Origin of the sequence: Mameliella sp. CS4 (assembly GCF_019392335.1) — a bacterium.
GTDB lineage: Bacteria > Pseudomonadota > Alphaproteobacteria > Rhodobacterales > Rhodobacteraceae > Antarctobacter.
The window spans coordinates 49,513-72,624 of record NZ_JAHXRQ010000014.1 but is presented as its reverse complement, the minus strand read 5'-3'; the positions used below and the strand labels follow the sequence as shown (position 1 = coordinate 72,624).

Genomic DNA, 23,112 nt, shown 5'->3' with positions numbered 1-23,112 from the left:
TGGCTCACTCCCCTAGCTCAAGTTGAATGTTGAGGTGGCTGTCGACGCTGGCGCGGGTGCCGGAGGGCACGGCAAAGGTCGTGTCCTCCTGTGCCACGATGGCCGGTCCGTCAAAGGTGGCCCCGCTGCCAAGCTGGGCACGGTCATAGATCGGAACCTCTTTCCAGGCGTCCAGCCAGACGGGAACGTGACGTGCGCTAGGCGCCTCCATCATCGGTCCGGAACTGGCAGGAAACTGCGGCTTGGACGTCGCGCCAAGAGCCGACAGGCGCAGGTTCACGATCTCGATCTGGCCTTCGGGATCCTGGAAGTCGTAGATCCGCAGGTGGGTGTCGTGGAACGCCTGCGCGATACGGTCGGTCGCCTCCAGCCAGTCGGCCTCCAGCGGGACCTCGATTTCGTAGCTTTGCCCGGCGTAACGCATGTCGGCGGACAGCCGCAGCTCTGCGGGTCCGTGATAGGCCTGTGCCTCCAGCCAGGCACGGCCCTCATCCGCAAGGTCCCGGAAATCCGCCCTCAGCCCCGGCAGGGCGTCGGTATCAAGCGGAGCAAAGACCGTGCGGATGAACTCGCCGCGAAGATCCGCCACAAGCCCCCCGAGGGCCGAGACAACGCCCGGCCTGCGGGGCGCAATCACCCGGGCCAATCCCAACTCCCGCGCCAGGAAGGCGCCCAGCATCGGCCCGCCACCGCCAAACGGCATGAGCGCGAAGTCCCGCAGATCGACGCCGCTGCGCGAGGCCATCTTTTCGACCTCGACGAACATTTCCGACACCGCGATATCAATGATCGCCTGCGCCGTTTCTTCGGCGCTGCGGCCCAAACGGTCGGCGAGGCCAGCAACCGCCTCACGCGCCAGGTCCACATTCATCGTCAACTGGCCATAGGCCATTTCCGTATGACCCAGCCAGCCACAGACGGCCATCGCATCGGTCACGGTCGCATGGGTGCCGCCCCGGCCATAACAGGCCGGACCGGGATTTGACCCCGCGGATTCCGGCCCCACGCGCAGCACGCCCTGTGCATCCAGCGAGGCAATGGATCCGCCCCCGATGCCGATGGAACTGACCGAGACGGAAGGGATGTGCAGCGGGAACTCACCGACCTGCTCGTCGGTGCCATACTGGACCTCTCCGTCGACGATCAGCGCGAAATCCGCAGAGGTGCCGCCAATATCCAGCGTCAGCACCCGCTGCTCCCCGGCCTGACGCGCCAGCCACGAGGCCCCGATCACACCGGAGGCAGTGCCGGACAGCAGCATGGACACGCAATCGCGGCGCCCCTGTGCGGCGCTCATCAGACCGCCGTTGGACCGGGTCAGCATCGCCCGGGCGGGGACACCTTGCGAGTCAAGGCTGGACTCCAACGCACCGAGATATCCGGAAACCCTCGGATGCACGTAGCCGTTCAGGATCGCGGTCGAGCTGCGCTCATATTCCCGGATCACCGGCCAGACCTCGGAAGAGGTAAAGACAAAAAGCTCCGGGGCCGCCTCGGCGATCATCGCCTTGACCGCAGCCTCCTGTGCGTCGTCCCGCCAGCTGTGCAGCAGCGCGACGATGACGCCCTCGGCCCCGGCGGCCTTGGCCCGCGCCGCGACGCGCGCCACATCGGCGGCATCGGGCGCATCCGGCTGGGAGCCATCCGCCCGCATCCGGGCCTTGATCCCGAAAACCATGTCGCGGGAGACCAGCGGATCCGGCCTGTGACAGAACAGCGAGTACATATCCGGCATCCGCAGGCGCGCCAGTTCGATCACATCCTCGAACCCGGCATTGGTGACAAGCGCCAGCTTCGCGCCTTTCCGTTGGATGACGGTATTAATGCCGACCGTGGTGCCATGCACGAAACGCGTCACACAGGCCGGGTCCAGCCCTTCGCGCTCCGTCAGAAGGCGCATCCCATCCAGCAGTTCCGCCCCCGGATTATCCGGCGTTGTCAGCACTTTGAGAGAGGCGACGCGGCCCGAGACGGTCTCGAGCGCACAGAAATCCATGAAAGTCCCGCCGATATCGACCCCGATTTTCCAGTCGGGTTTCGGCTGTCCTGCGCCATCCATGTGAAACGTCCTTTCCAAGGGGTCAGTGCTTTGCGCACAGCCCACCAGAAGGAACGATGCAGGTCCAAGACCCATGTCTCGGCCTGCTATAAGCCGCACTTATGGCAGTGAGGGCAGCCGCATCTTGCTGAACTTGCGGATCTCGTCCCGCATCCCCTCTTCGGCGCGCGACAGCGCCTTGCCCGAGAGCGTCAGCAGGGACAAAGGCAGTGCCGGCCCGTCGTGCAGGGGGCGGGTCGTGACCCCGTCGAACTGTCCCCAAGGCAAAAGCGCATCGACAACCGCAATTCCCAGCCCGGCCTGCACAAAGCCGACCGCGGATATGGAGACCTCGATTTCAAGCTGCGCGGCAAAGGCTTGTCCCTGCCGCTGCGCGGCCTTGTCCAACTCGTCCCGGGGACGGGTCTCGGCGCGGTAGGAGATCAGGGTCTGATCCGCAAGATCGGCAAAAGAGACGGTTTCCCGCGCCGCAAGAGGATGCGTCTCTGGCAAGAGGCAGCAGAACGTCGTCGCCCCCAAGCGTTCCACGTCGATGTCCGGTGGCGCCTTGTCGTCCATAGCCAGCGCCAGCGCGGCGTCCCCTGCGCGCAGCATTGCGATCAGAGTCGCGATCGGGGCGACATGAGACCGCAAAAGAACGTCAGGATACCGCGCCCTGTATCCGGCAAGGATCTCTGGCAGCACAGACATCGCCGGCGGGACCGAGGCCGCAACACGGACCAATCCGGCCCGCCCCAACCGGAGGTCCTGTGTCTTGCGGCGCAGGCCCTCCAGCCCGGAAAACAGCCGTTCCGCCTCTGGATAGATCTCCAGCGCCTCGGCCGTCGGGCGCAATCGGCCCTTTTCCCGGGCAAAGAGCTTGAACCCCAGGTCATCCTCGCAATGCAGCAGGATCTGGCTCAGCGCTGGTTGCGAGATGTTCAGCACTTCCGCCGCCCCGGTCACGGTTCCGACCCGCATCACCGCTGTAAAGACCTCTAGCTGCCGTGCGCGCATGTCCACTCCATAAGTTTGCCTTATGCTCTATGTCATAACCGATCTTTGACGCAGGAGCACTCCGTGCGCTCTGCTGAGCCGGAAGAATTCTCGCGGGAAAGGGGCTGATCGTGGATGTGATCGTTTTGGGTGCAGGCCTGATGGGAACCAGCGCCGCCTTTTTCCTGGCGCGGCGCGGCCTGTCCGTTACGCTGGTCGATCGCGGGCCAATCGGCGCGGGGGCCACCACGGCTTCTTTCGGTAACATCCGCCGCACCGGGCGCTTCCTGCCGCAATTGCCGCTGGCCCATCGGTCGCGTGCGCTCTGGGCCGAGGCCGAGAGCCTTCTGGGCCACGATGTCGAATTTCGCGCCACCGGGCACCTGCGCCTGATCTTCGATACCGCCAGCCAAGAGGACATGCGGCGGTTTGCCGAAGCGGCCCGCCCTTGGGGGCTGGACATCGAAGAGCTGGGGGCCGAAGAGGTTCGCCGCCAGTTTCCCGGGCTTGGCGCGGATGCCATCGGCGCCTCATTCTCCCCAAGGGACGGATCGGCCAACCCCCGCCTTGTGTCTCCGGCTTTTGCGGCGGCGGCAGAGCGTCTCGGGGCGCGGGTGATGCCCCTGACCCAGGTGCGCGACATCTCCAGGACCGAAAGCGGGTTCTCCCTGCGGACCAACCGGGGCGTTCTGGAAAGCGCCATGCTTCTCAACTGTGCGGGGGCCTGGGGCAAGGCTGTCGCGGCGCAGTTCGGCGAGGACGTTCCATTGACCATGTTTGGCCCACAGATGGCCGTGACAGAGCCCCTGCCCCATCGCATCCTGCCCGTCGTCGGCATGTGGTCACAGGACATCGGCGCCTACCTGCGGCAGGTCGAGCGGGGCAATATCGTCTTTGGTGGCGGCGTTGCCCGGGTCCCGGTCGATCCCGAAACGGGTCACGCCAAGGTCGATCACACCCGCCTGGCCACGCAACTGCACAAGGGCGTCAGGCTCTTGCCCGCCCTTCGAGACGTGGCGGTGATCCGGCAATGGTCGGGCTGCGAAGGCTATGTCGCGGACGATCTGCCGGTGATGGGGCCATCGGGCACGACGCCGGGCCTGTTCCACGCCTTCGGGTTTTGCGGCCACGGCTTTCAGCTTGGCCCCGGTGTCGGGGATGCGATGGCTGAACTGATCGCAACCGGTTCTTGCGAAACCCCGCTGACACCATTCGACATCAGGCGGTTCGCGGCGTGAGGTCAGGATTTCGACACCTTGCCCCACTGGGATGGCTGTCTCCGGGTGTTCTGCGAACCCTTTTCGACCCGGACCAGTCGCTTGTGCCAGATACCGGCTGTCAGACGAGAGTTCGGATAGAATGTGCTTGAGTATAAAGAGCGCCTGACGTTCACAATGCGCCAGGAGGCCAAGGATAGCAGATGACACCCCGGTACAAGCTGGACCCCATCGACCTCAAGATTCTGGCCGAGTTGCAACGCAATGGCCGCATCACGAACGTCGAACTTGCGGAACTGGTCAACCTGTCGCCCTCACCCTGCCTGATGCGGGTCAAGAAACTGCAGAAAGCCGGGTACATCATCGGCTATTCCGCCCTGATTGACATCGCAAGCCTTGGCGATACGTTGACCGTCTTTACCGAGTTCACACTGAAAAACCACCGGCAGATTGACTTCGCGCGGTTCCAGGACGCCCTGGAAAACGTGCCGGCCTGCGTCGAATGCCACCTGGTATCGGGCGGGTACGACTATCTTGCAAAGTTCGTGACCTCGTCGATCTCGACCTATCAGAGCACCATCGAGGCCCTGCTTGACCGGAACATCGGCATCGACAAGTACTTCAGCTTCGTCGTGATCAAGACCCCATTCGTGAAAACCCAGCTTCCCCTGACCGACCTGTTCAGCGACAGGATCTGACGGCGCAGGCGCGCCGCCGGTCCCGCTTATCGGTTGGCGAATTGCGCAATGAGCTCGGGATCCTGTTCCAGCCCGGCAAGCCAGCCGGTGTCCAGCCGCGGGATCGAGGAAATCAGAAGCCGCGAATAGGGATGTGTCGCAAATTCCGACATCTCGTGCGCAGGCAGGGCCTCTACGACCTCGCCCTTGAACATGACCAGGACGTCATCGCAGATCGCCTCGACCGTCGAAAGGTCGTGGCTGATGAACATATAGCTCAGTCCCAGTTCGGTTTGCAGTTCCTTGAGCAGATCCAGGATTGCCGCGGCAACAACGGTATCCAGCGCGGATGTGATCTCGTCACAGAGCACCAGTTCCGGTTCCGCCGCCAGCGCCCTTGCCAGGTTGACCCGCTGCTTTTGCCCGCCGGACAATTCACTGGGGGCCCGGTGCCGCATGTTCGCGGGCAGATGCACCATGTCCAAGAGCTCGATGACCCGCTTTTCGCGCGTCTTGCCCCTGAGCCCATGATAGAATGTCAGGGGACGGGCCAGGATATTGCCGACCGAATGCCCCGGGTTCAGCGCCGTGTCCGCCAATTGGAAAACGATCTGCATCCGGCGGAGGTCTTCCTTGCTTCTCCCGGTGAGATCAGGATGAAGCCGGTGGCCGTCCAGCAGCACCTCGCCGGAATAGGGCGACAGGATCCCCGCGAGCGCCCGGGCAAGGGTCGATTTTCCGGACCCGGATTCACCGATCACGCCGAGGTTGCGTCCCCGCTCCAGGGTAAAGGACACATCCTGCAGAACCTTGGCCGCAGGTTCGCCATTGCGCATCGCGCCATAGCCCGCAAAGAGGTTCCGCGCTTCGAGGATCGGAGACTGGTCCTCCGCCTCCGCGATGGCCACAGACTGGTGCGGCAAAGGTTCGAAGGCGGCCAGCAGTTCCTTGGTATAGGGGTGCGTCGGCGCCGTCAGGATTTGCTCTGTGGTGCCTTCCTCCTGAACCTCTCCACCGCGCAGGACAACGATCCGATCGGCGATCTGCGCCACCACGGCAAGATCGTGACTGACATAGACCCCGGCGCAGCCGCCTTGGGCCATGATCGACTTGAACGCCCTCAGGACCTCGATCTGGGTGGTGACGTCCAGCGCCGTTGTCGGCTCGTCGAAGATCACGAGTTGCGGATCAGAGATCAGGGCCATCGCCGCCGAGAGGCGTTGCAACTGTCCGCCCGAGACCTGGTGCGGGTACCGGTTTCCGATGGTGTCCGCATCGGGCAGCGCAAGGGCGCGAAACAGCTCGACGGCCTTGCTCCGCGCCTGCGCCTTGGGCATCAGCTTGTGAATTTCCGTCGTCTCGATCACCTGGTCGATGATCCGCATGGACGGGTTAAAGGCCGCCGCTGCGGATTGCGGAACATAGGACACCTCGGTTCCGCGTATCCGCGCGCGGGCCCTGCGGCTCATCGCGGTCACGTCATTGTCCCCGATACGGATCTGGCCGCCATCGATCGAACAGCCGGTCCGGGTATGCCCCATGAGCGCCAGCGCGATCGTGGTCTTGCCCGACCCGGATTCACCGATCAGGGCCAGGATCTCACCGGGGGCGATGTCGAAATCCACCCCCTTGATGATCTCGACTTCGCGGCCAGAATCCGTGACCGCCCCGATTTTCAGATCACGGACGCTGACGAGGGGGGGCTTGGTGTGTGTCCCGGTCATCATTCACTCCTGTCACGGATACGGGTTGGCAGGTTGTCGATGAACATGTTCACCGAGATGGTCAGCGAGGCGATGGCAACCGACGGAAAGATGACTGCCGGCGCGCCAAAGCTGAGACCTTCGATATTTTCGCGCACCAGCGCCCCCCAGTCGGCATTGGGCGGCTGCACGCCCAGCCCGAGGAAGGACAGGCCGGACAGAACCAGGACGATGAACACGAACCTAAGGCCCAGATCCGCCAGGACCGGCCCAAGGATGTTGGGAAAGATTTCGCGCGTGATCAGGTAGGGCGTTCCTTCGCCACGGGCACGCGCCACGGTGACAAAGTCCATCGTGTTGATGTTGACGGCCAGAGCCCGCGCGAAACGGTAGGATCCCGGCATGTAGATCGCGGTCAGCGTCAGCACCAGGACCGGAATGGACGACCCCACGGCGGCCACGACGACAAGGCCGAACAGCAGCGAGGGAATGCCGTTATAGGCATCCAGAAAGCGCGACAGGATCATGTCGAACCAGCCGCCAGCCACGGCCGCGATCATGCCCAGCACCACGCCGATGGTACAGGCCAGCGTCACCGCGGCCAGCGCGATGCCGACGGTATAGCGCGCGCCCATGATGATGCGGGAAAAGATGTCCCGGCCCAGATAGTCGGTGCCCATCCAGTAGTCCGACGACACCGGACCGAAATAGTCCCAGTCGACGATCTCGCCCGGGGGATAGGGCGACAGGAAAGGCCCGGCGAGGGCCACGAGCGCCCAGAACAGGATCACAGCCAGACCGACGCGCCCAACCCAGTTGAAAACAAAGGTCGGACCGCTGGGCTTGGTGTCTTCGGATACGCGGGTGGTTTCGGAAACAGGTGTCATCTGCGCAGCCTCGGGTTGGAGAGCACCGCGATCACATCCGCCAGGGTGATCAGCGACAGGTAGCTGACGCAAAAGATCATGGCACAGGACTGGATCAGCGGCAGGTCGCGGGTGGACACGGCATCGACCATCAGCTTGGCCACACCGGGATAGTTGAAGATCGTCTCGACGATGATCACGCCACCGACAAGATAACTCAGCGACAGGGCCACCGCATTGGCGATCGGGCCAAGCGCATTCGGCAAGGCATGGCGCAGGACCTGTCGCGGCAGCGACGCCCCCTTGAGCAGCGCCATTTCGACATAAGGCGTGTTGATCGTCTCGATGACCGCGGCACGGGTCATCCGGATCATCTGGGCCGACACCACGAAGGACAGCGAGATCACCGGCATGGCATAGGCGCGCAGGACCGCCGACCAGGAGTCGACGTCGACGCCATAACTCAGGGCCGGCAACCAGCCCAGCCAGACCGCGAAGATCAGGACCGACAAGGTGGCGACCATGAATTCGGGCACCGAGATGACCGAAATCGTCAGGATCGAAACCACGCGGTCAAAGATCGACCCGCGCCACATGGCGGCGCAAATGCCCAGCGTCAGTGCGATGGGCACCGAAACCAGCGTCGTCACCCCCGCAAGGCGCAACGAGTTCGACAGGCGTCCACCGATCAAATCGGCCACTTCCATGTTGTTCACGTAGGATGTGCCCATATCACCGTGAAGCAATCCGACCAGCCATCCAATAAAGCGGGAGAGCGCGGGCTCATCCAGCCCCATTGCCTCGCGGAGGCCGGCCACGGCTTCGGGTGTTGCCGCCTGCCCCAGCAGGATCTCGGCCACGTCGCCGGGCAACAGAGCTGTGGCAAAGAACACCGCGAAGGACACGATGACCAGTGTCAGAAGGGCAATGCCCAACCGTTGCAGGACAAGGAAATATGGCAATAGGGATCGGGGCAAAAAGGCACCTCTGGTTCGGGGACGGTCCTCGACCGAGGCCGCGCGGTTTCCCGCGCGGCCTCGACGTTCATGGTGTCGTCAGGCGTTCAGCCAGACGTATTCGGCAAAGGCATAGCCCATCATGCCGCCCAGCGGGTTGGTCTGCAGACCGCCCAGCTTGTTGGTGACGGCGTCGACATTGGAAATATACACCGGAATGGCCGTGCCTGCCTCATTGGCGATCATTTCCTGCATGTCCCAGTACATCGCGGTCCGCTGTTCCTCGTCCAGCAGGCCGCGCGCCTCGACCATCATCTTGTCGAACTTCTCGGACTTGAACTGGCTTTCGTTCCAGGGGGCGTCCGATGCGTAGAGCAGCGAGAACAGGATATCTGGCGTCGGGCGCGGGTTGATGTTGCCGAAATGCACGGGAGCCTTCAGCCAGTAGTTCGACCAATAGCCATCGGAGGGCACGCGATCGACCTTGAAGTTCATTCCTATCTTCGAACCGGCCTGCTGGACCACCGTCGCCATGTCGATCGAAGACCCGGCGGCCTCCGAGGCGACCAGCGGGATTTCCGTCCCGAGCAGCCCGGCCTTCTCGAAGTGGAACTTGGCCTTTTCGGGATCGTAGGCGCGGGGCGCGAGGTTGGGGTTGTGGTAACGGTTGGCCGGGGAAACCGGCTGGTCGTTGGCGATCTCGGCCAGGCCGCGCATCACCGACTTCTGGATCTGCTCACGGTGGATCAGGGACTTCATCCCGTCCACGAAATCCATCTGGTTGCCCGGCGGCATGTCGAGGCGCATGTTCAGGTTGGTGTAGTTGCCCGAGGTCGAAATCGAGGCACGCACCGAGTCCTGCCCTTCGATCATCCGCAAGGAACGCGGGTTGACGGCCGCGGCCAGTTCGATGTCCCCGGACAGCAGCGCGTTCACACGGGCGTTGTTGTCGGGAATGGCGAAGAATTCGAACGCATCCAGATAGGCGCCCTGCGGCTTGAAATAGTTCTCGTTCCGCACACCGACCGACCGCACGCCCGGCTCAAAAGAGTCGCTGACGAAGGCGCCGGTGCCGTTGGCATTGCTGAAGTCGGTGGTGCCGGCGGCGATGATCATGAAGTGGTGCAGCGCCAGAATCGTCGGCAGGTCGGCGTTGGGCTCTTCCAGCACGATCTTGACCGTCAGGTCGTCCAGCTTGCTGATCTCGGCCATCTGCTTGGCGATGGAATTGGCCTTGGAGCCGACCGCGGGATCGAGGTGGCGCTTGAGCGAATAGACGACGTCTTCGGCGTTCAGCGTCTTGCCATCGTGGAACTCGACGCCGGACCTCAGCTTTACTTCCCAGGTCTGCGCATCGTCCGACGAGATGCTCTCTGCCAGTTCCATCTCGACGGCGCCTTCGCTGTTCAGGAAGGTCAGGCGGTTGTAGTAGGCGCAACACCGCACATAGTCGGTCGACAGCGTGGCCTTGGCCGGGTCCAACGTATCCGCAGTGGACGAGGACCAGCCCGCCGCCTTCAGCGTGCCACCACTCTTCGGTGTCTGGGCAACGGCGGCCGAGGCTTTCATCAGGACCGATCCGCCCACGGCGGCGGTCACGCCCGATGCCATCAGCATCCGAAGCAGATCACGGCGGGATGCGCCGCGGCGGATCATGTTTTCGACCGCTGCATCGTCGCGGCCGGTCCAGTTTGTCGGTGTCTTTGTCATGTCAGTTTCCCTGCTGGTTTGAAAGTTTGGATCTTGGGGTCTTCGCTCCGCTTCGAAACGGCGGTTTAAGCGTCAAAGGCCTCCTCCACCGCGTCGGCCAGGTCGCTCAGCGCGTGAAAGTGGTAATCCGGTTCGGTGAACTGCGCGGGCTCGATCGTGCCGCCATAGCCATCCTGCCCGTGGCGGCGCTGAATCCAGGCGTTGGTCATGCCCAGCTCGCGCGAAATGCCGATGTCATGGTACTGGCTCTGAGCCGTGTGCAGGATGTCACCCTTGGTGCCACCATCCGTCGCGACATGGTCAAAGACCTGTTCGAAAAAAGCCGGATCGGGTTTCTCGACACCAGTTTCATCGACGGTGAAACCCGCCCAGAACGGATTGCCCAGTTTGGCGGCGAATTTGTCAAAGGCCCACCGCTGCGCATTGGTCATGGCGATCAGCTTGTAGCGGGTCTTGAGCCGGGCCAGCGCCCCGGCACTGTCGGCAAAAGGTTTGGCATCGCCTACGGCATCAACCATATGCTGGCGGTAGTCCGGCGTATCCGGCAGGCCAAAGGCCGCGGCGATCCGGCCATAGCAGCGCCCCAGGTCATCCGGGAACCTCTGGGCCTCGGCGTCGTAGCGCGCGTCACGGTAGACCGACAGAGCCGCTTCGCCATCCAGCTCGATGCCCTCCTTCGAGGCAATGTCGGCCAGTCCGGACTTGATCGCGCCTTCGAAGTCGATGAGCGTGCCGACCACGTCAAAACTGACGTAACGGAAAGCTGTTAGCGGTTTCGTCTCGGTGGCGGTTGCCATCTTGGTTGTCCCCTGTCTATAGAAAGCCCCGGTGACGCCGCAGGCTCTGGCCGGCATCTCCGCGCCCCGGACGGCCGTTCGGCATATTGCAGTCCGAGGTCGGCATGGCCTGTTGTCCGTTCCCATCAGCCTCCCCCGAAAACAGCCCGCAAAGAATCTGAATTCCGGGGAAGCCGCAGCATATTCTTCTGTATTGCCGGACGCGGCGGCATATATCCTGCCCCCGCAACAGCGCCTCAATACCCCTTGCGCGGGTCGACTCGACCCGGAAGATCCATGTTGTTTCGATCCGCGCGGATCACCTCCAGAGCATGGCGCGCGCCTTCGGCGTGATCGGTGCTTGCCGCCACATGTGGCGTGATGCAGACCCGCGGGTCGCCCCAGGCCCAGTGATCCGCAGGCAGCGGTTCGGGGTTTGTCACGTCCAGCATGGCCGAAGTGAGCTGCCCCCGGTCCAGCGCTGATTTCAGCGCCTGCATGTCCAGGTGCGCCCCGCGCCCGGCATGCACCAGCCTGGCCCCGGCGGGCAGTTTCCCGAAAAGATCGGCATTCAGCAGCCCGCGCGTCTGAGCCGTCAGCGGCAGCAGGCAGACAAGGATGTCCGCTTGTGCCAGAAAAGCCCCTAGATCATCCGCACCAAAGATCGTCATCCCCTCGACGGCGCGACCGGACCGCGACCAGCCCGACAGCGCAAAGCCCATATCGCCCAGTGTCCGGGCCACCAGCTGGCCGATCCGGCCCACCCCCATGATCGCGACACGGGTGCCACGGGCCAGCGGAACCGGATGCGCCGACCACTGTCCAAGCCCCTGCTGTTGCAGGTAACGCGGCATGTCGCGGTGCAGCATGAGCGTGGCCATGACCACCCAGTCGCGGACCATTTCCTCGATGCCGGGGGCAAGGGTGCGCACAAGCGCCACACCGTCGGGCATCGGTGGCATCTGATCGACCCCCGCGCCGGAACTGATCACCCCCCTGAGATTGGGATAGCGCGCCAGATCGTCCGGCGGCTTCCAGCACAGGATATGGGTCACGGCGGCGGGATCGCTCACCGCCGCCTCGCCCACGATCAGCTCTTCGCCCGCCTCGGCAAAGATCGGTTGCCAGACCTCGGCCCGTTCAGGTGTCGAGAGAAACAGCAGCGCCATCAGCGTAGGACGGCCCGTATCTCGGGGTCTTCCAGCGTGAGATCCAGCACGGTGCGCGTGCGCTCGACGATGGCGTCGATCTCGGCATCGGTGCAACACAGCGGCGGCGCATAGCCGAAAACGCCATGCGCAAAGCAGCGCATGATCACCCCCTGCTCCCACGCCCGGTCAAACAACCGTGTGCCGGGCTGCACCTCGGCGGGCAACGGGGTCTTGGCGACCTTGTCCGTCACCAGCTCGACCGCCGCCAGCATGCCCCGCCCGCGCACGTCGCCGACAAGCGGGTGGTCGCGCAAGCTCTCCAATCCGGCCATCAGACGCGCCCCGGCCTTGACGCCGTTTTCGAACAACCCGCCTTCGTAGAGCGCCAGAACCTCCAGCGCCACGGCGGCAGAGACCGGATGCGCGGAATAGGTAAACCCGTGGCCCACGGCCTTGGCCCCTGCCCCGTCGGCGATGGTCTCATAGACGTGGTCTGCCATGAACACCGCGCCCATCGGCGCATAGCCCGAGGTCAGACCCTTGGCGCAGGTCATCAGGTCCGGCACGATCCCTTCGTCTTCGCAAGCAAACATCGGGCCCGTGCGGCCAAAGCCGGTGATGACCTCATCCGCGATGAACAGGATGCCCAGCTCGGCGCAAACATCGCGCATCGCCTTGATCCAACCCTTGGGCGGCACCAGAACGCCCCCCGACCCCTGAATCGGCTCGACATAAAATGCCGCCACCTTGTCTTCGCCGATGGCCGCGACCTTGGCGCGCAGCTCGGCGACCGAGGCGTCGATGACCGTCTGCGGATCGTCGCCCAGCGGGTTGCGATAGAGGTAGTGCGACGAAATCTTGTGCTGCCAGGAATAGGGCACGCCAAACCCGTCATGGAACCCGGGCAGCGCCGTCAGCCCGGCGCCCATTGTGGACGATCCGTGAAACCCCTGTTCGACCGAGATGAACTGATCACGTTCGGGCATCCCCTTGGAATGCCAGTAATAGCGGACAAAGCGGATCGTGCTGTCCACCGCGTCGGATCCGCCGAGCGTGAAAAAGATATGGTTCAGATCGCCCGGGCTGCGCTCGGCCAGTGCGGCGGCAAGGCGAATGGGCGCTTCGGACCCGAGGTCGAAATAGCCGGTGGCATAGGGCAGCGTCCGCATCTGTTCGGCGGCTGCCTCAACCACGCTTTCCTGACCGTAGCCCGCGTTGACGCACCACAGCCCGGCAAACCCGTCAATCAGTTCGCGCCCTTCGGCATCCGTGACCCTGGCCCCCTTGGCCGAGCGCAGAACGCGCACGCCGCGGTCTTCGTGCCCGCGAAAGGAGGACAACGGGTGAACAAGGTGCTGGCGGTCCAGCTCGACAAGGGAATTGGTCAACATATCAGTCTCCGTCAGGGTCAGCCCAGTGCCTGCGACACAAGGGCGAATGTTTTGTAATCAGTGGGTTGCGCGGTCCGGGCGTCGCGCCGCATGGCGATCCCGCCACCGGCCGATGCCAGGCCAAGCGTTTCGACAAGATCGGAAAGACCCCTGCCCTCGGGCAGGTCGATGCGCAGAAACTGGCCGTCACAGCGGTGTGCCGCCTCGGTCACCAGAGCCTGTGCCGTTGCGGTCTCTTGCGCTACCACAGGGCCAAGCACCTTGCCGCGCCCAAAGTCGCGGATCAGGGCAAACCCCTGCTCCGCGACAAGGACCCAGCCGTTCCCGGCGATCTTTGCCAAAAGGGGTTCGCGCGACAGGCCAGAGGCGGCCTCGTCCATCTTCGCCAGGCGCCCGATCTTGGCAACAGAGCCGGTGGTCACGGTGTTGTCCCCGACCGGCGCGCGGGCGATGCCCTGATGCTGGAAGATCCTGCTCTCTGCCTTGAACCCCAGCTTTTCATAGAGCGGCAAGCCCTCCGCCGTCGCCACCAGCCGCATTTCGCGCGGCCCGGCCAAGGCGATCACGCGCTCCATGAGGGCACGGCCCAGCCCACGACCGCGCAGCGCGGCATCGACGATGATCATGTTCAGCGTTGCGACCGGACCAAAGGCTGTGCACAGGGCCGTGCCGACCACCTGCCCATTGGCCAGGGCGACAACGCCCTTGGACAGCGACAGGCTCAGCGCCCAGTCTTCGGCGCGATGCGGCCAGCTGACATCCTGCGACAGCCGCATGGCGCCGGCGATGTGATCGGCTGTGAAGTCTGCAAGGGCGATCTCCGCCCCGGACAGCGAGCCGCTGTCGGTCTTGGCAATCGTCATGGAATAGATCCGCTTTGTTCGCAGTCAGCCTAGCGTTGGGCCGGTGGCAGTTTCGGCTTGATCCCGGGCTCGGGCAGCAGTTTCGGTTTCAGGCCGGGGAGGTCGCCGCAGGAAATGCCGGTAGCTTTCGGATCTCATGCGCTGAGCGCCCGGCCCAGCGACAGGATCATCTCCACCGCGCCCGCAAGCTCCGCCTCTGTCAGGTATTCCTCGGGCCGATGCGCGCGGGAAATATCCCCCGGGCCACAGATAATCGCGGGCACGCCTGCCTGCTGGAACAACCCGGCCTCGGTCCCGAAACTGACCGCCCCAAGTGGCGCACTGCCGGAAATCCGGTGCAGCAGCGCGGCCAGCGGATGATCCGCTGCCAGCGCAAGCGCCGGATAGGTGGACAACCAATCGGCTGTGACATCTTCGCCAAGCGCGTCAAGAACGGGGGCAAGCACCACCTTTGGATCGACCCCGGCGATGGCGCGCGCCTCTATCGCCGCCTCTGCGGCCTCGGGGATGATATTGATCGCCTGCCCGCCCTGGACCGTGCCAATCTGGAGCGTCGAATAAGGCGGGGCAAAGCGGTCATCCTGCGGACCCGCCCGCAGCGCAGAGGCCTGCGCCACCGCGGCCTCTAGCGCCGGAAGCAGGGCGTGGATCGCGTTGTGCCCCAGATCGGGCCGAGAGCTGTGCCCCGCGCGCCCCGAAGCCTGCAGCCGCAGCGCGGCCTTGCCCTTGTGGGCCAGCACTGGAACCAGTCCGGTCGGCTCACCGACGATACAGCCCAAGGGCGCGGCACAGAGATCGGGCAGCGCGATCAGCATATGCGGCACCCCGCGACAACCCGCCTCCTCATCATAGGACAGCGCGATGTGGATCGGCGCGGTGAGGTCCATGCGCCGCAACTCGGGAACGGCGGCAAGCACCGCCGCGACAAAGCCCTTCATGTCACAGGTGCCGCGCCCGATCATCCGGCCCTCTTTGCGGCGCATGACAAAGGGATCGCCGTGCCATTCCGGCTCTTTCGCCGGGACAACATCCACATGCCCGGACAGGATATACCCCGGGCGCGCGGCATCGCCGATGGTCGCAAACAGGTTGGAGCGGTCTCCCTCCGGCCCCTGAAGCCGGGTATGCGGCACATCATGGGCGGAGAGATAGCCGCTGACAAAATCCATCAAATCGCCGTTGGGCGTGCCCACGACACTGGGAAACCCGACAAGACGGTCAAGCAGATCGGCAGCGGAAAGGTCCATTGCTATTCCTCCTCTCAGGACGCGATGACAAAGATCTTGCGCACAGTCTCGACAGTCTTCCATGTGCCCACGAACCCCGGCTTCAGGACGAAACTGTCCCCGGCCCCGAAAGACCGCGTTTCGCCGCCCTCTTCGCCGATTTCGACGCGACCCGACAGAATGTGACAGAATTCAAAGGTTTCTCCCTTCATCGACCGGGTCGTGCCTGGTGTCGCCTCCCAGATGCCGGTGCGGATCTTGCCCCATTTCCCGGCCTCCGCCAGCGCGGTATCCAGCTCCCAGGTCTGAAAGGCGGGCGTCCCTTCGATCAGGCGGTCTGGCGCGGCGACATCCCGGCGCGGCTCGAATGCAGGGGCGTGGTCGATCGGACCGAATTGGGACATGTCAGGGCCTTCCGGTAGGGCGCCAGCGGCGCGCGGTGGTCGTTGCCAACAGTCTGCCCGCACGCGCCCATCCGCCGGGACCGAAGATGCCGCGCAGGCGGCAGGTCGTGCCGCATGCCCCCTGCGATACGCCATTTCGTGCTCTTTATTCGGCAAACGCGGCAAGCGCTTCGGTCAAAACCCGGCAAAGATGGGAACACAGTACCTGGAGACAAAGATGACCTTCCGCCCCAAATTCATAACCTTCGACTGCCACGGAACGATGATCAACTTCGACATGGCGGGCGCTGCGCGTGCGCATTACGCCGACATCCTGACCGAAGAGCAGATGACCACCTTCATCGCCGATTTCACGGCCTACCGGCTGGATGAAGTCCTGGGCGCGTGGAAACCCTATGCCGATCTGGTGCACAACGCGCTTGAACGGACCTGCAAACGCAACGGCATCGCCTTTGACCCGGAAATTGCCGTCGAGATCTACAACCGCGTGCCCACATGGGGCCCTCACGCGGACGTGCCTGCCGGACTGGCCAAGATCGCCGACAAGATCCCGCTGGTGGCGCTGACCAACTCGATGAACGAGCAGATCCCGTACAACATCGCCAAGCTGGGCGCCCCGATCGCCCATGTCTATACCGCCGAAAGCGCCCAGGCCTACAAGCCGCAGATGCGGGCCTTTGAGTATATGTTCGACATGCTGGGCTGCGGTCCCGAAGACGTGCTGCACGTGTCGTCCAGCTTTCGCTATGACCTGATGACGGCGCATGATCTGGGGATACGGAACAAGGTCTGGGTCAACCGTGGCCATGAACCGGCCAACCCCTACTACGGCTATACCGAGATGAAGGATGTCTCTGGTCTGGCGGCGCTCGTCGGCCTGTAAGGATCGGATTTCCCCATGAAGTACATGTCATACTGGCATGACAGCGCGACGCCTTTCGCGGATGCACAAGCCGGCCCGGTCACGGGCCGGGTCGACGTTGCCGTGATCGGCGGCGGGTTCACCGGCCTGAACGCGGCGCGCAAACTGGCCCGCGAGGGTGTCAGCGTCGCCGTGCTGGAGGCGCAGCATATCGGCGCGGGCGGATCGGGGCGCAACGGCGGCCATCTGAACAACGGCATGGCCCACGGATATGCCGAGGCCAAGTCCCATTTCGGCGCCGAACGGGCCCATGCGCTCTACAAGGCCTACGACCGGTCGATCGACATGATCGAAGGGGTCATCGAAGAAGAGGGAATTGACTGCGATTTTCGCCGCTCGGGCAAGCTCAAGCTGGCTTCGAAACCCTCGCATGTGGCCGGGATGCGGGCCAGCGCCGACCTGCTCAACCGTGAGGTGGACCCGGATGCAAGCTGGATCGACAAGGCCGATCTGAAAGGGGAAATCGGCTCGGAGGCGTTCCACGGCGCGATGCTCTATGGCAAATCCGCGATGATGCACATGGGCCGCTACGTCCAGGGCCTTGCAACCGCCGCACATCGTCACGGCGCGCTGATCTGGGAAGATGCCCCCGTCACGGGACGCACGCGCAGCGGAACCGGCTGGGAGCTGACCACGCCAAAGGGCACGATCCGGGCAGAGCGGGTCATCGCCGCAACCGGGGCCTATTCGGCGACCTATCCCGGCGCCCCCCTGTCCTACTTCCGCCGCAGGATCATTTCCGTCGGGTCCTTCATCGTCGCGACACGCCCGCTGACAGAGGCGGAAATCGCCGCCACGATGCCCGGGAACCGCACCTGCGTCACCTCGATGAACATCGGGAACTACTTTCGCCTGTCCCCCGACAACCGGCTGATCTTTGGCGGTCGCGCACGGTTCTCTGCGGTGTCTGACCAGCAATCCGATGCCAAGTCGGGCGCGATCCTGCGACAATCTCTGAACCGGATCTTTCCGCAGCTCTCCGATGTCGACATCGACTATTGCTGGGGCGGGCTTGTCGGCATGACCAAGGATCGCTTCCCCCGCGCGGGCGAGGCAGACGGCATGATCTACGGCATGGGCTATTCCGGCCACGGTGCGCAGATGTCGACCCTGATCGGCCAGTCTCTGGCCGACATTGCGATGGGACGACCCGACAGCAACCCGCTGGCCGGGCTGGACTGGCCGCGGATTCCGCTGCACAGTGGCAAGCCCTGGTTTCTTCCGCTTGTCGGGCTCTGGTTCGGGCTGAAGGATCGCCTGTCCTGAAATCGGGCCTGACATCGGGACCCGCTGCGGCCCCGATCACCCCAGAGAGTGCGCTGCCAGCCCGTAAAGCATGGCCCCGTCCGTCGACCGGCGGACAGGGCCGATGCGCATTTCGGTCACGGTATCGACGACCCCCAGTCCGGCGGCGGACAGGAAGGCCTTGAACTGCTCGTCTTGCCGGGGGGTATCCACGCGCAGATACTGCCCCTCACGCCGCTGGACCAGCGGCGTGCACAGATGCATCGCCATCTGGTCATCCTCGGCCACGATCGGTCCGATGACCCAGCCACGGCCAAAGGGGCGCATCAGGGCAAAGCCCGACACCTCTCCGTCGCGGTCGGCAACGACGCCCTCGGACAGCTCCAGCATCCTGTCCAGAATCTCTGCCCGATGCGCGCCATAGGACTGTGTGTCCAGCGCATGAATCGCATCGCGGTCGGACGGGTCCAGGGGACGAACGGTCAACCCGGGCACGGGATCCGGGACGCGGAGGGGGCGGGCGACCCCCTCTTGCTGCCAGATGGTCGACACGGGGATGAACCCGGCGGAGTCATACAGCCAATAACCGGATTTCGTGGCCGAAAGCCGCAGGTCCCGGCCTTCGCAATCCCTCAGGATACGGCGCAGCAACCGGCGACCGGCCCCAAGCGCCTGCAGGCGTGGCGTGGTGACCATCATCCCGCACATGGCAAAATCCGATCCCACGGGAAAATACATCGCCGATCCCAGCGGACGGCCGATCTCGTCCAGGGCGATGTATCCTTTGCCGAGTGCGATGAACTCGTCCAGATCGCGCGCCCGGTGCCGCCAGAAGACCGAAAGCGTCAATTCGTGCAGCAAGGCCCGGTCATCTGGCGTGATCTCGCGGATCGTCGCGTCGTAGGCGTCGATCCGGAACCGCTCTTCATCTTCCGGAGTCGATTTCGCCATGAAGTTTGCATAGCGTTTCGCGCTGTCAGCAGCGCCTTCGAACAGGCTGCCTGGTCCAACTCTGACATCGCCGTTCCCGGACTGCATGAAACACACTTTCTGTCTAGCATTCTAACGCGCAAGGCGGCCGTGGACCGCGACACTCTCAATATGCGACGGGAACATTGGTTTTTTCTACCGAATACCCGGGCCATCCCACACAATCTGCTGCGCCTGCTGCATGACCCTTGGTCCCGCCCCCATAGCGGCCACCGCGTCGATATCCTCGGCCATCTGCGTACAGATCCATCGTCCGATGTCGCGCGCCAAGGGCCGCATCGGCCCCGGCCGTGTCGAGAACAGCTGGATCGCGCGCCCGGTTTCGATCCATCGGCCCTGCCAGGCCGGAACAAGCCGCCCGCTGCGCAGGCTTCCCGCCACGACATTCAACCAGCCCAGGGCGATCCCCGACCCATCCGATGCCGCCTGGATGATCGCCGCGTAGTCCGAGAACTCATGCCACATGCCCTCTGCGCCGTCAGAATGACCCGCGCCCAGAACCGGGTCCCAGATCGACCTGGAGTGATCTGAGAGGTGCAGGAACCTGTGGCCCTCGGCGCGGATTTCTCCGGCCACGCCCTCCCGGTCCGGCAACGGACCATGTTTGGCGAGGTAAGCCGCGCTGCACACCGGGATGATGACCTCGGGCGCCAGGACGATGGCCTCTGGCGCGGGATCGGCGATCAATGTCGCAAGGTCGACCTCCCCCGTTACGGATTTCCGCGTCCCCGGAACCAGGTCAAAGCGCAACACAGCCTCGGGAAAACTGTCCGACAGCGCGGCCAGCCGCGAGACGAGCCAATTGGTGACGAAGGCATTGGAAAAGGACAGCACCACCTCCGTGTCATGCGTGTCACTCTGTTCGCGCAGCATGGCAATGGCATTGGCGATCCGATTGAGCCCCTCGCTCGCGGCAAGGAACAACACCTGCCCCGCCTCCGTCAGCCGGGCCCCGCCGGCACCGCGCAGGAACAGCGCCTGTCCGATATCCTGTTCGAGTTGCGCGATATTCCGGCTGACCGAAGGCTGCGAAATATTGAAGTCCCGCGCGGCGCGGGTAAAACTGCCGTGTCGCGCCGCGGCCTCGAAGACCAGCAGCGCCTTGGGTGAAGAAATGAGATGCGCCAGTTCGGTCATACGCTGAGCGTATCGCACCCTTCCGTTTTTTCCACCTGTTTCAGCACCGCCCGATGAGGGAAGCTGCCCCAGACGACGCAAGGAGCGGCACCATGACCAGACCCACATCCAATGACCCGCTGCTGGCGCCCTTCACGCTGGGCAAGCTGCCTCTGCGCAACCGGATCGTCAGCACCAGCCATGCCTCGATGAAGGATGACGGCGGCATGCCCGGCGCGCGCTATCAGGCCTACCACGAGGCCAAGGCGCGGGGCGGGCTGGCCATGACGATGATCGGCGGCAGCGCAATGGTCTCGCGCGATTCCAGCTGGGGCGGCGGGCAGCTCGACATGAGCGACGACCGGATTGTGCCCTTTCTGCAGCAGCTGGCCACCCGGATCCATGCGCAGGGCGCTGCGGTCATGACGCAGATTTCCCATCTCGGACGCCGGGCCAATGCCTTTCACGGCGACTGGCACCCCGTGATCGCCCCCTCGCCGATCCGCGAGACCCGCAGCCGGGGCTTTCCACGGCAAATGGACCGCGACGACATCGACCGTGTCATCGCGGACTATGCGCAGGCAGCACGGCGCGCGCGGGATGGCGGGCTGGACGGGGTCGAGACGCTCTGCGGCGGCCACCTGATCGGTCAGTTCATGTCGCCGCTGGCGAACCGGCGGACCGACGCGTTTGGCGGATCGCTGGAAAACCGGGGGCGGTTCGGCCTGATGGTTCACGAAGCCATTCGCAAAGCCGTCGGCGACGACATGACCGTGGGCATTCGCCTTGTCATCGACGAAGGGACAGAGGGCGGGCTGACCGCCGAGGACGGCATCGCCCTGGCCCAGATGTTCGAACGTGAGGGCCTGGTCGATTTCTTCGACGCGATTTACGGGCGGATGGACAGTGATCTGTTGCTGTCACAGGACAATATGCCGGGCCTATTCCAGCCCGATGCGCCTTACCTTGCTTCCGTTGCCCGGTTCCGGGCCGAAACCACCCTGCCGCTTCTTCATGCGGGCGGCATCCGGGACACGGCTACGGCCCGACACGCGCTGCGCGAAGGCATCGTGGATCTTGTCGGCATGACCCGCGCGCATCTGGCCGATCCGCACCTCGTGCAACATCTTCTCGATGGGACAGAGGAACGTATCCGCCCCTGCGTCGGTGCCTCTTATTGCCTCTACAAAAAGGCGACCTGCATTCACAACGCGGCCACCGGGAATGAACTGGACATTCCGCACGAGATTGCCCCGGCAGACACCCCCGGCCGGGTGGTCGTGGTCGGCGGCGGGATCGCCGGGCTGGAGGCCGCCCGCGTCTCGGCCTTGCGCGGGCATGACGTCGTCCTGCTGGAAGCCGCAGCGCAGCTTGGTGGCCAATTGGCCCTCGCCGCCCGGGCCCCGGAACGGGCCAACCTGGTGGGTATCCTGGACTGGCGGCTGGCAGAGCTGACCCGGCTGGGCGTCGAGCTCCGGACAAACATCCTTGCCGAGCCCTCCGACATTTTGTCCGAAAACCCGGATACCGTCTTTGTTGCCACCGGCGGCATGCCCGATTTCGATGACATCGAAGGGGCTGAATTCTGCCATTCCACTTGGGACATGCTCTCTGGAACTGTCAGGCCCGCCGCCCGCGTCCTGATCCATGACGGAACAGGTCGCGCCCCGGCCCCGTCCTGCGCGCTCTTTGCCAGCAAGGCGGGAAGCGAGGTGATCTTCACCACCAGCGATGGCCTCATCGGCCAGGAAATGCCTTACCAGGACAACACCGGCTACAGAAAACACTTTGCGAAGCAGGACATTCGGGTCATGGCCGATCTCGACCTGACCCGTGTCACGAGGAACGGCGGGACTCTGACGGCCCGCTTCACCCATTGCTTCAGCGGCAAGGCGGTGGACATCGAGGCAGATCAGGTCGTGATCGAACAGGGCACCCAGCCGCTGGACGGACTCTACCATGCTCTCAAAGGGTCTGAGACATTCAACGCGAGGCTGCATCGCCTGGGTGACGCCGTGGCATCGCGCGATATCCACGCCGCCATCCGCGAGGCCTATGTCACCGCGATGCGCACCTGAACAGAAGGGCGTGGCGGCGCAGGACAAGGTCCGTACAACCTGCGCCACGGCATACCGCTCCGGAACGGGCAGATCCTGAAGGTCCTCCATATCAAAAGTCGAGGGACTGCTCGGCGGTGACAAGGCTATGGGGCACCTCCGAGGGGGATGCGGAAGCAGGGGTCTCTCAGCGGGACACCTGAAGAGTTTCCGATGAGGAAGACACAATTCACCGAGGTCCAGATCAGGCCTCGCCGGCGGTGCATGGGAATGCCCCGGCAGGGGCGTTCTGCGGCAGGTGGAGAATGGCGTACCCTTGGCCGAACTGTACCCCGAGCACGGCATGAGCAATGCCACCGTCTGCAAGTGCTGAGTGAAGGATGGCGGGTGGGCGCCAGTATTGCGCTGGCGTGCCGGGCGTTCGACACCATCGAAACCGGCAGCAGGCCAGACCTCCACACCCAAGGCAAGACATGCCGCCTGACGACGACGGTTGGTCGCTCAGCTTCCGCTCTGTTCCTGGATGGTTCTGGTGCCGCTCCGGGCCTGTCCGCCCACCTGAAAAGCATATGAGCGAAAAAGTGAAGAATCACATAAGCACTGGGATTTAGATGGCAATTTCTCGGAAACTCAGTCTGGAGATTGGTACCGCCTCCCCGGCTCGAACGGGGGACCTCTTGATCCACAATCAAGCGCTCTAACCTACTGAGCTAAGGCGGCACATCAGGTCTTGCAGGACAAGCCTGCCGGAAACCGTGCGGCTTCCTAGCAGCACGTTCCGAACAGCGCAAGCCCTCTGTGAACCAGA

19 protein-coding genes and 1 tRNA gene are annotated in these 23,112 nt (G+C 64.1%); 5 read left to right on the top strand and 15 right to left on the bottom strand.

Annotated elements, in window-relative coordinates; all coding sequences use genetic code 11:
- Positions 1-4: 4 nt before the first annotated feature.
- A complete protein-coding gene (locus KZZ07_RS16800) occupies positions 5-2,059 on the bottom strand; it encodes a hydantoinase/oxoprolinase family protein (protein WP_219515959.1) in 2,055 nt (684 codons plus the stop codon).
- 99 nt (positions 2,060-2,158) lie between these two features.
- Positions 2,159-3,055, bottom strand: a complete 897-nt coding sequence (locus KZZ07_RS16795; protein WP_219515958.1) for a LysR family transcriptional regulator — start codon at positions 3,053-3,055, stop codon at positions 2,159-2,161.
- 110 nt (positions 3,056-3,165) lie between these two features.
- On the opposite strand from KZZ07_RS16795, the gene KZZ07_RS16790 reads away from it, so the two are divergent.
- Together KZZ07_RS16790 and KZZ07_RS16785 are read left to right on the top strand one after the other, a co-directional pair.
- Positions 3,166-4,272 (top strand): NAD(P)/FAD-dependent oxidoreductase, encoded by a 1,107-nt coding sequence (locus tag KZZ07_RS16790; RefSeq protein ID WP_219515957.1) that lies wholly within the window; start codon positions 3,166-3,168, stop codon positions 4,270-4,272.
- Between the two features lie 182 nt (positions 4,273-4,454).
- Positions 4,455-4,949 (top strand): Lrp/AsnC family transcriptional regulator, encoded by a 495-nt coding sequence (locus tag KZZ07_RS16785; protein WP_219515956.1) that lies wholly within the window; start codon positions 4,455-4,457, stop codon positions 4,947-4,949.
- Between the two features lie 26 nt (positions 4,950-4,975).
- Here the strand turns inward: KZZ07_RS16785 and KZZ07_RS16780 are convergent, their stop codons facing one another.
- The 10 genes from KZZ07_RS16780 to KZZ07_RS16735 all read right to left on the bottom strand — a co-directional run bounded on the left by KZZ07_RS16780 (position 4,976) and on the right by KZZ07_RS16735 (position 15,974).
- Complete coding sequence (locus KZZ07_RS16780; RefSeq protein ID WP_219515954.1) at positions 4,976-6,652, bottom strand: ABC transporter ATP-binding protein; 1,677 nt, start codon at positions 6,650-6,652, stop codon at positions 4,976-4,978.
- On the bottom strand, positions 6,652-7,518 hold the full coding sequence (locus tag KZZ07_RS16775) for an ABC transporter permease (protein WP_219515953.1): 867 nt from the start codon (positions 7,516-7,518) through the stop codon (positions 6,652-6,654). The genes KZZ07_RS16780 and KZZ07_RS16775 overlap by 1 nt, the downstream gene beginning before the upstream one ends.
- Positions 7,515-8,474, bottom strand: a complete 960-nt coding sequence (locus tag KZZ07_RS16770; RefSeq protein ID WP_219515952.1) for an ABC transporter permease — start codon at positions 8,472-8,474, stop codon at positions 7,515-7,517. Before KZZ07_RS16770 ends, KZZ07_RS16775 begins: the two co-directional genes overlap by 4 nt.
- A 78-nt stretch (positions 8,475-8,552) precedes the next feature.
- On the bottom strand, positions 8,553-10,163 hold the full coding sequence (locus tag KZZ07_RS16765; protein WP_219515951.1) for an ABC transporter substrate-binding protein: 1,611 nt from the start codon (positions 10,161-10,163) through the stop codon (positions 8,553-8,555).
- A gap of 65 nt (positions 10,164-10,228) precedes the next feature.
- Positions 10,229-10,960 carry an HAD-IA family hydrolase gene (locus KZZ07_RS16760; RefSeq protein ID WP_219515950.1) on the bottom strand — a complete coding sequence of 244 codons (732 nt, stop codon included), beginning with the start codon at positions 10,958-10,960 and terminating at the stop codon, positions 10,229-10,231.
- Positions 10,961-11,196: 236 nt separating this feature from the next.
- Positions 11,197-12,108, bottom strand: coding sequence for a 2-hydroxyacid dehydrogenase (locus tag KZZ07_RS16755; protein WP_219515949.1), 912 nt, complete (start codon positions 12,106-12,108; stop codon positions 11,197-11,199).
- Complete coding sequence (locus KZZ07_RS16750) at positions 12,108-13,481, bottom strand: aspartate aminotransferase family protein (RefSeq protein ID WP_219515948.1); 1,374 nt, start codon at positions 13,479-13,481, stop codon at positions 12,108-12,110. Before KZZ07_RS16750 ends, KZZ07_RS16755 begins: the two co-directional genes overlap by 1 nt.
- A gap of 17 nt (positions 13,482-13,498) precedes the next feature.
- Complete coding sequence (locus KZZ07_RS16745) at positions 13,499-14,344, bottom strand: GNAT family N-acetyltransferase (protein ID WP_219515946.1); 846 nt, start codon at positions 14,342-14,344, stop codon at positions 13,499-13,501.
- 134 nt (positions 14,345-14,478) lie between these two features.
- A complete protein-coding gene (gene argE, locus KZZ07_RS16740; RefSeq protein WP_219515945.1) occupies positions 14,479-15,591 on the bottom strand; it encodes an acetylornithine deacetylase in 1,113 nt (370 codons plus the stop codon).
- 14 nt (positions 15,592-15,605) lie between these two features.
- Positions 15,606-15,974: a cupin domain-containing protein gene (locus tag KZZ07_RS16735; RefSeq protein ID WP_219515944.1), complete on the bottom strand. Its 369-nt coding sequence runs from the start codon at positions 15,972-15,974 to the stop codon at positions 15,606-15,608.
- Between the two features lie 217 nt (positions 15,975-16,191).
- On the opposite strand from KZZ07_RS16735, the gene KZZ07_RS16730 reads away from it, so the two are divergent.
- Positions 16,192-16,857 (top strand): haloacid dehalogenase type II, encoded by a 666-nt coding sequence (locus KZZ07_RS16730; protein ID WP_219515943.1) that lies wholly within the window; start codon positions 16,192-16,194, stop codon positions 16,855-16,857.
- Between the two features lie 15 nt (positions 16,858-16,872).
- Positions 16,873-18,162: an NAD(P)/FAD-dependent oxidoreductase gene (locus KZZ07_RS16725; protein WP_219515942.1), complete on the top strand. Its 1,290-nt coding sequence runs from the start codon at positions 16,873-16,875 to the stop codon at positions 18,160-18,162.
- A 36-nt stretch (positions 18,163-18,198) separates the two neighbouring features.
- Here KZZ07_RS16725 and KZZ07_RS16720 read toward each other — a convergent pair whose 3' ends face one another.
- Complete coding sequence (locus KZZ07_RS16720; RefSeq protein ID WP_219515941.1) at positions 18,199-19,179, bottom strand: GNAT family N-acetyltransferase; 981 nt, start codon at positions 19,177-19,179, stop codon at positions 18,199-18,201.
- Between the two features lie 87 nt (positions 19,180-19,266).
- On the bottom strand, positions 19,267-20,286 hold the full coding sequence (locus KZZ07_RS16715; protein WP_219515940.1) for a LysR family transcriptional regulator: 1,020 nt from the start codon (positions 20,284-20,286) through the stop codon (positions 19,267-19,269).
- Positions 20,287-20,360: 74 nt separating this feature from the next.
- Between KZZ07_RS16715 and KZZ07_RS16710 the strand changes: the two genes are divergently transcribed.
- Entirely contained in the window at positions 20,361-22,325 is a 1,965-nt protein-coding gene (locus KZZ07_RS16710) for an FAD-dependent oxidoreductase (RefSeq protein WP_255564408.1), read from the top strand.
- A 622-nt stretch (positions 22,326-22,947) separates the two neighbouring features.
- Here the strand turns inward: KZZ07_RS16710 and KZZ07_RS16705 are convergent.
- Positions 22,948-23,024: transfer RNA gene (locus tag KZZ07_RS16705), tRNA-His, on the bottom strand.
- Positions 23,025-23,112: the final 88 nt, after the last annotated feature.

Excerpts from the sequence above, each read along its gene's own strand:
- KZZ07_RS16800 (WP_219515959.1), bottom strand. The coding sequence starts at position 2,059 with ATGGATGGCGCAGGACAGCCGAAACCCGACTGGAAAATCGGGGTCGAT.
- KZZ07_RS16795 (WP_219515958.1), bottom strand. The coding sequence starts at position 3,055 with ATGCGCGCACGGCAGCTAGAGGTCTTTACAGCGGTGATGCGGGTCGGA.
- KZZ07_RS16785 (WP_219515956.1), top strand. The coding sequence starts at position 4,455 with ATGACACCCCGGTACAAGCTGGACCCCATCGACCTCAAGATTCTGGCC.
- KZZ07_RS16780 (WP_219515954.1), bottom strand. The coding sequence starts at position 6,652 with ATGACCGGGACACACACCAAGCCCCCCCTCGTCAGCGTCCGTGATCTG.
- KZZ07_RS16775 (WP_219515953.1), bottom strand. The coding sequence starts at position 7,518 with ATGACACCTGTTTCCGAAACCACCCGCGTATCCGAAGACACCAAGCCC.
- KZZ07_RS16765 (WP_219515951.1), bottom strand. The coding sequence starts at position 10,163 with ATGACAAAGACACCGACAAACTGGACCGGCCGCGACGATGCAGCGGTC.
- KZZ07_RS16760 (WP_219515950.1), bottom strand. The coding sequence starts at position 10,960 with ATGGCAACCGCCACCGAGACGAAACCGCTAACAGCTTTCCGTTACGTC.
- KZZ07_RS16755 (WP_219515949.1), bottom strand. The coding sequence starts at position 12,108 with ATGGCGCTGCTGTTTCTCTCGACACCTGAACGGGCCGAGGTCTGGCAA.
- KZZ07_RS16750 (WP_219515948.1), bottom strand. The coding sequence starts at position 13,481 with ATGTTGACCAATTCCCTTGTCGAGCTGGACCGCCAGCACCTTGTTCAC.
- KZZ07_RS16745 (WP_219515946.1), bottom strand. The coding sequence starts at position 14,344 with ATGACGATTGCCAAGACCGACAGCGGCTCGCTGTCCGGGGCGGAGATC.
- argE (WP_219515945.1), bottom strand. The coding sequence starts at position 15,591 with ATGGACCTTTCCGCTGCCGATCTGCTTGACCGTCTTGTCGGGTTTCCC.
- KZZ07_RS16735 (WP_219515944.1), bottom strand. The coding sequence starts at position 15,974 with ATGTCCCAATTCGGTCCGATCGACCACGCCCCTGCATTCGAGCCGCGC.
- KZZ07_RS16730 (WP_219515943.1), top strand. The coding sequence starts at position 16,192 with ATGACCTTCCGCCCCAAATTCATAACCTTCGACTGCCACGGAACGATG.
- KZZ07_RS16725 (WP_219515942.1), top strand. The coding sequence starts at position 16,873 with ATGAAGTACATGTCATACTGGCATGACAGCGCGACGCCTTTCGCGGAT.
- KZZ07_RS16720 (WP_219515941.1), bottom strand. The coding sequence starts at position 19,179 with ATGCAGTCCGGGAACGGCGATGTCAGAGTTGGACCAGGCAGCCTGTTC.
- KZZ07_RS16710 (WP_255564408.1), top strand. The coding sequence starts at position 20,361 with ATGACCAGACCCACATCCAATGACCCGCTGCTGGCGCCCTTCACGCTG.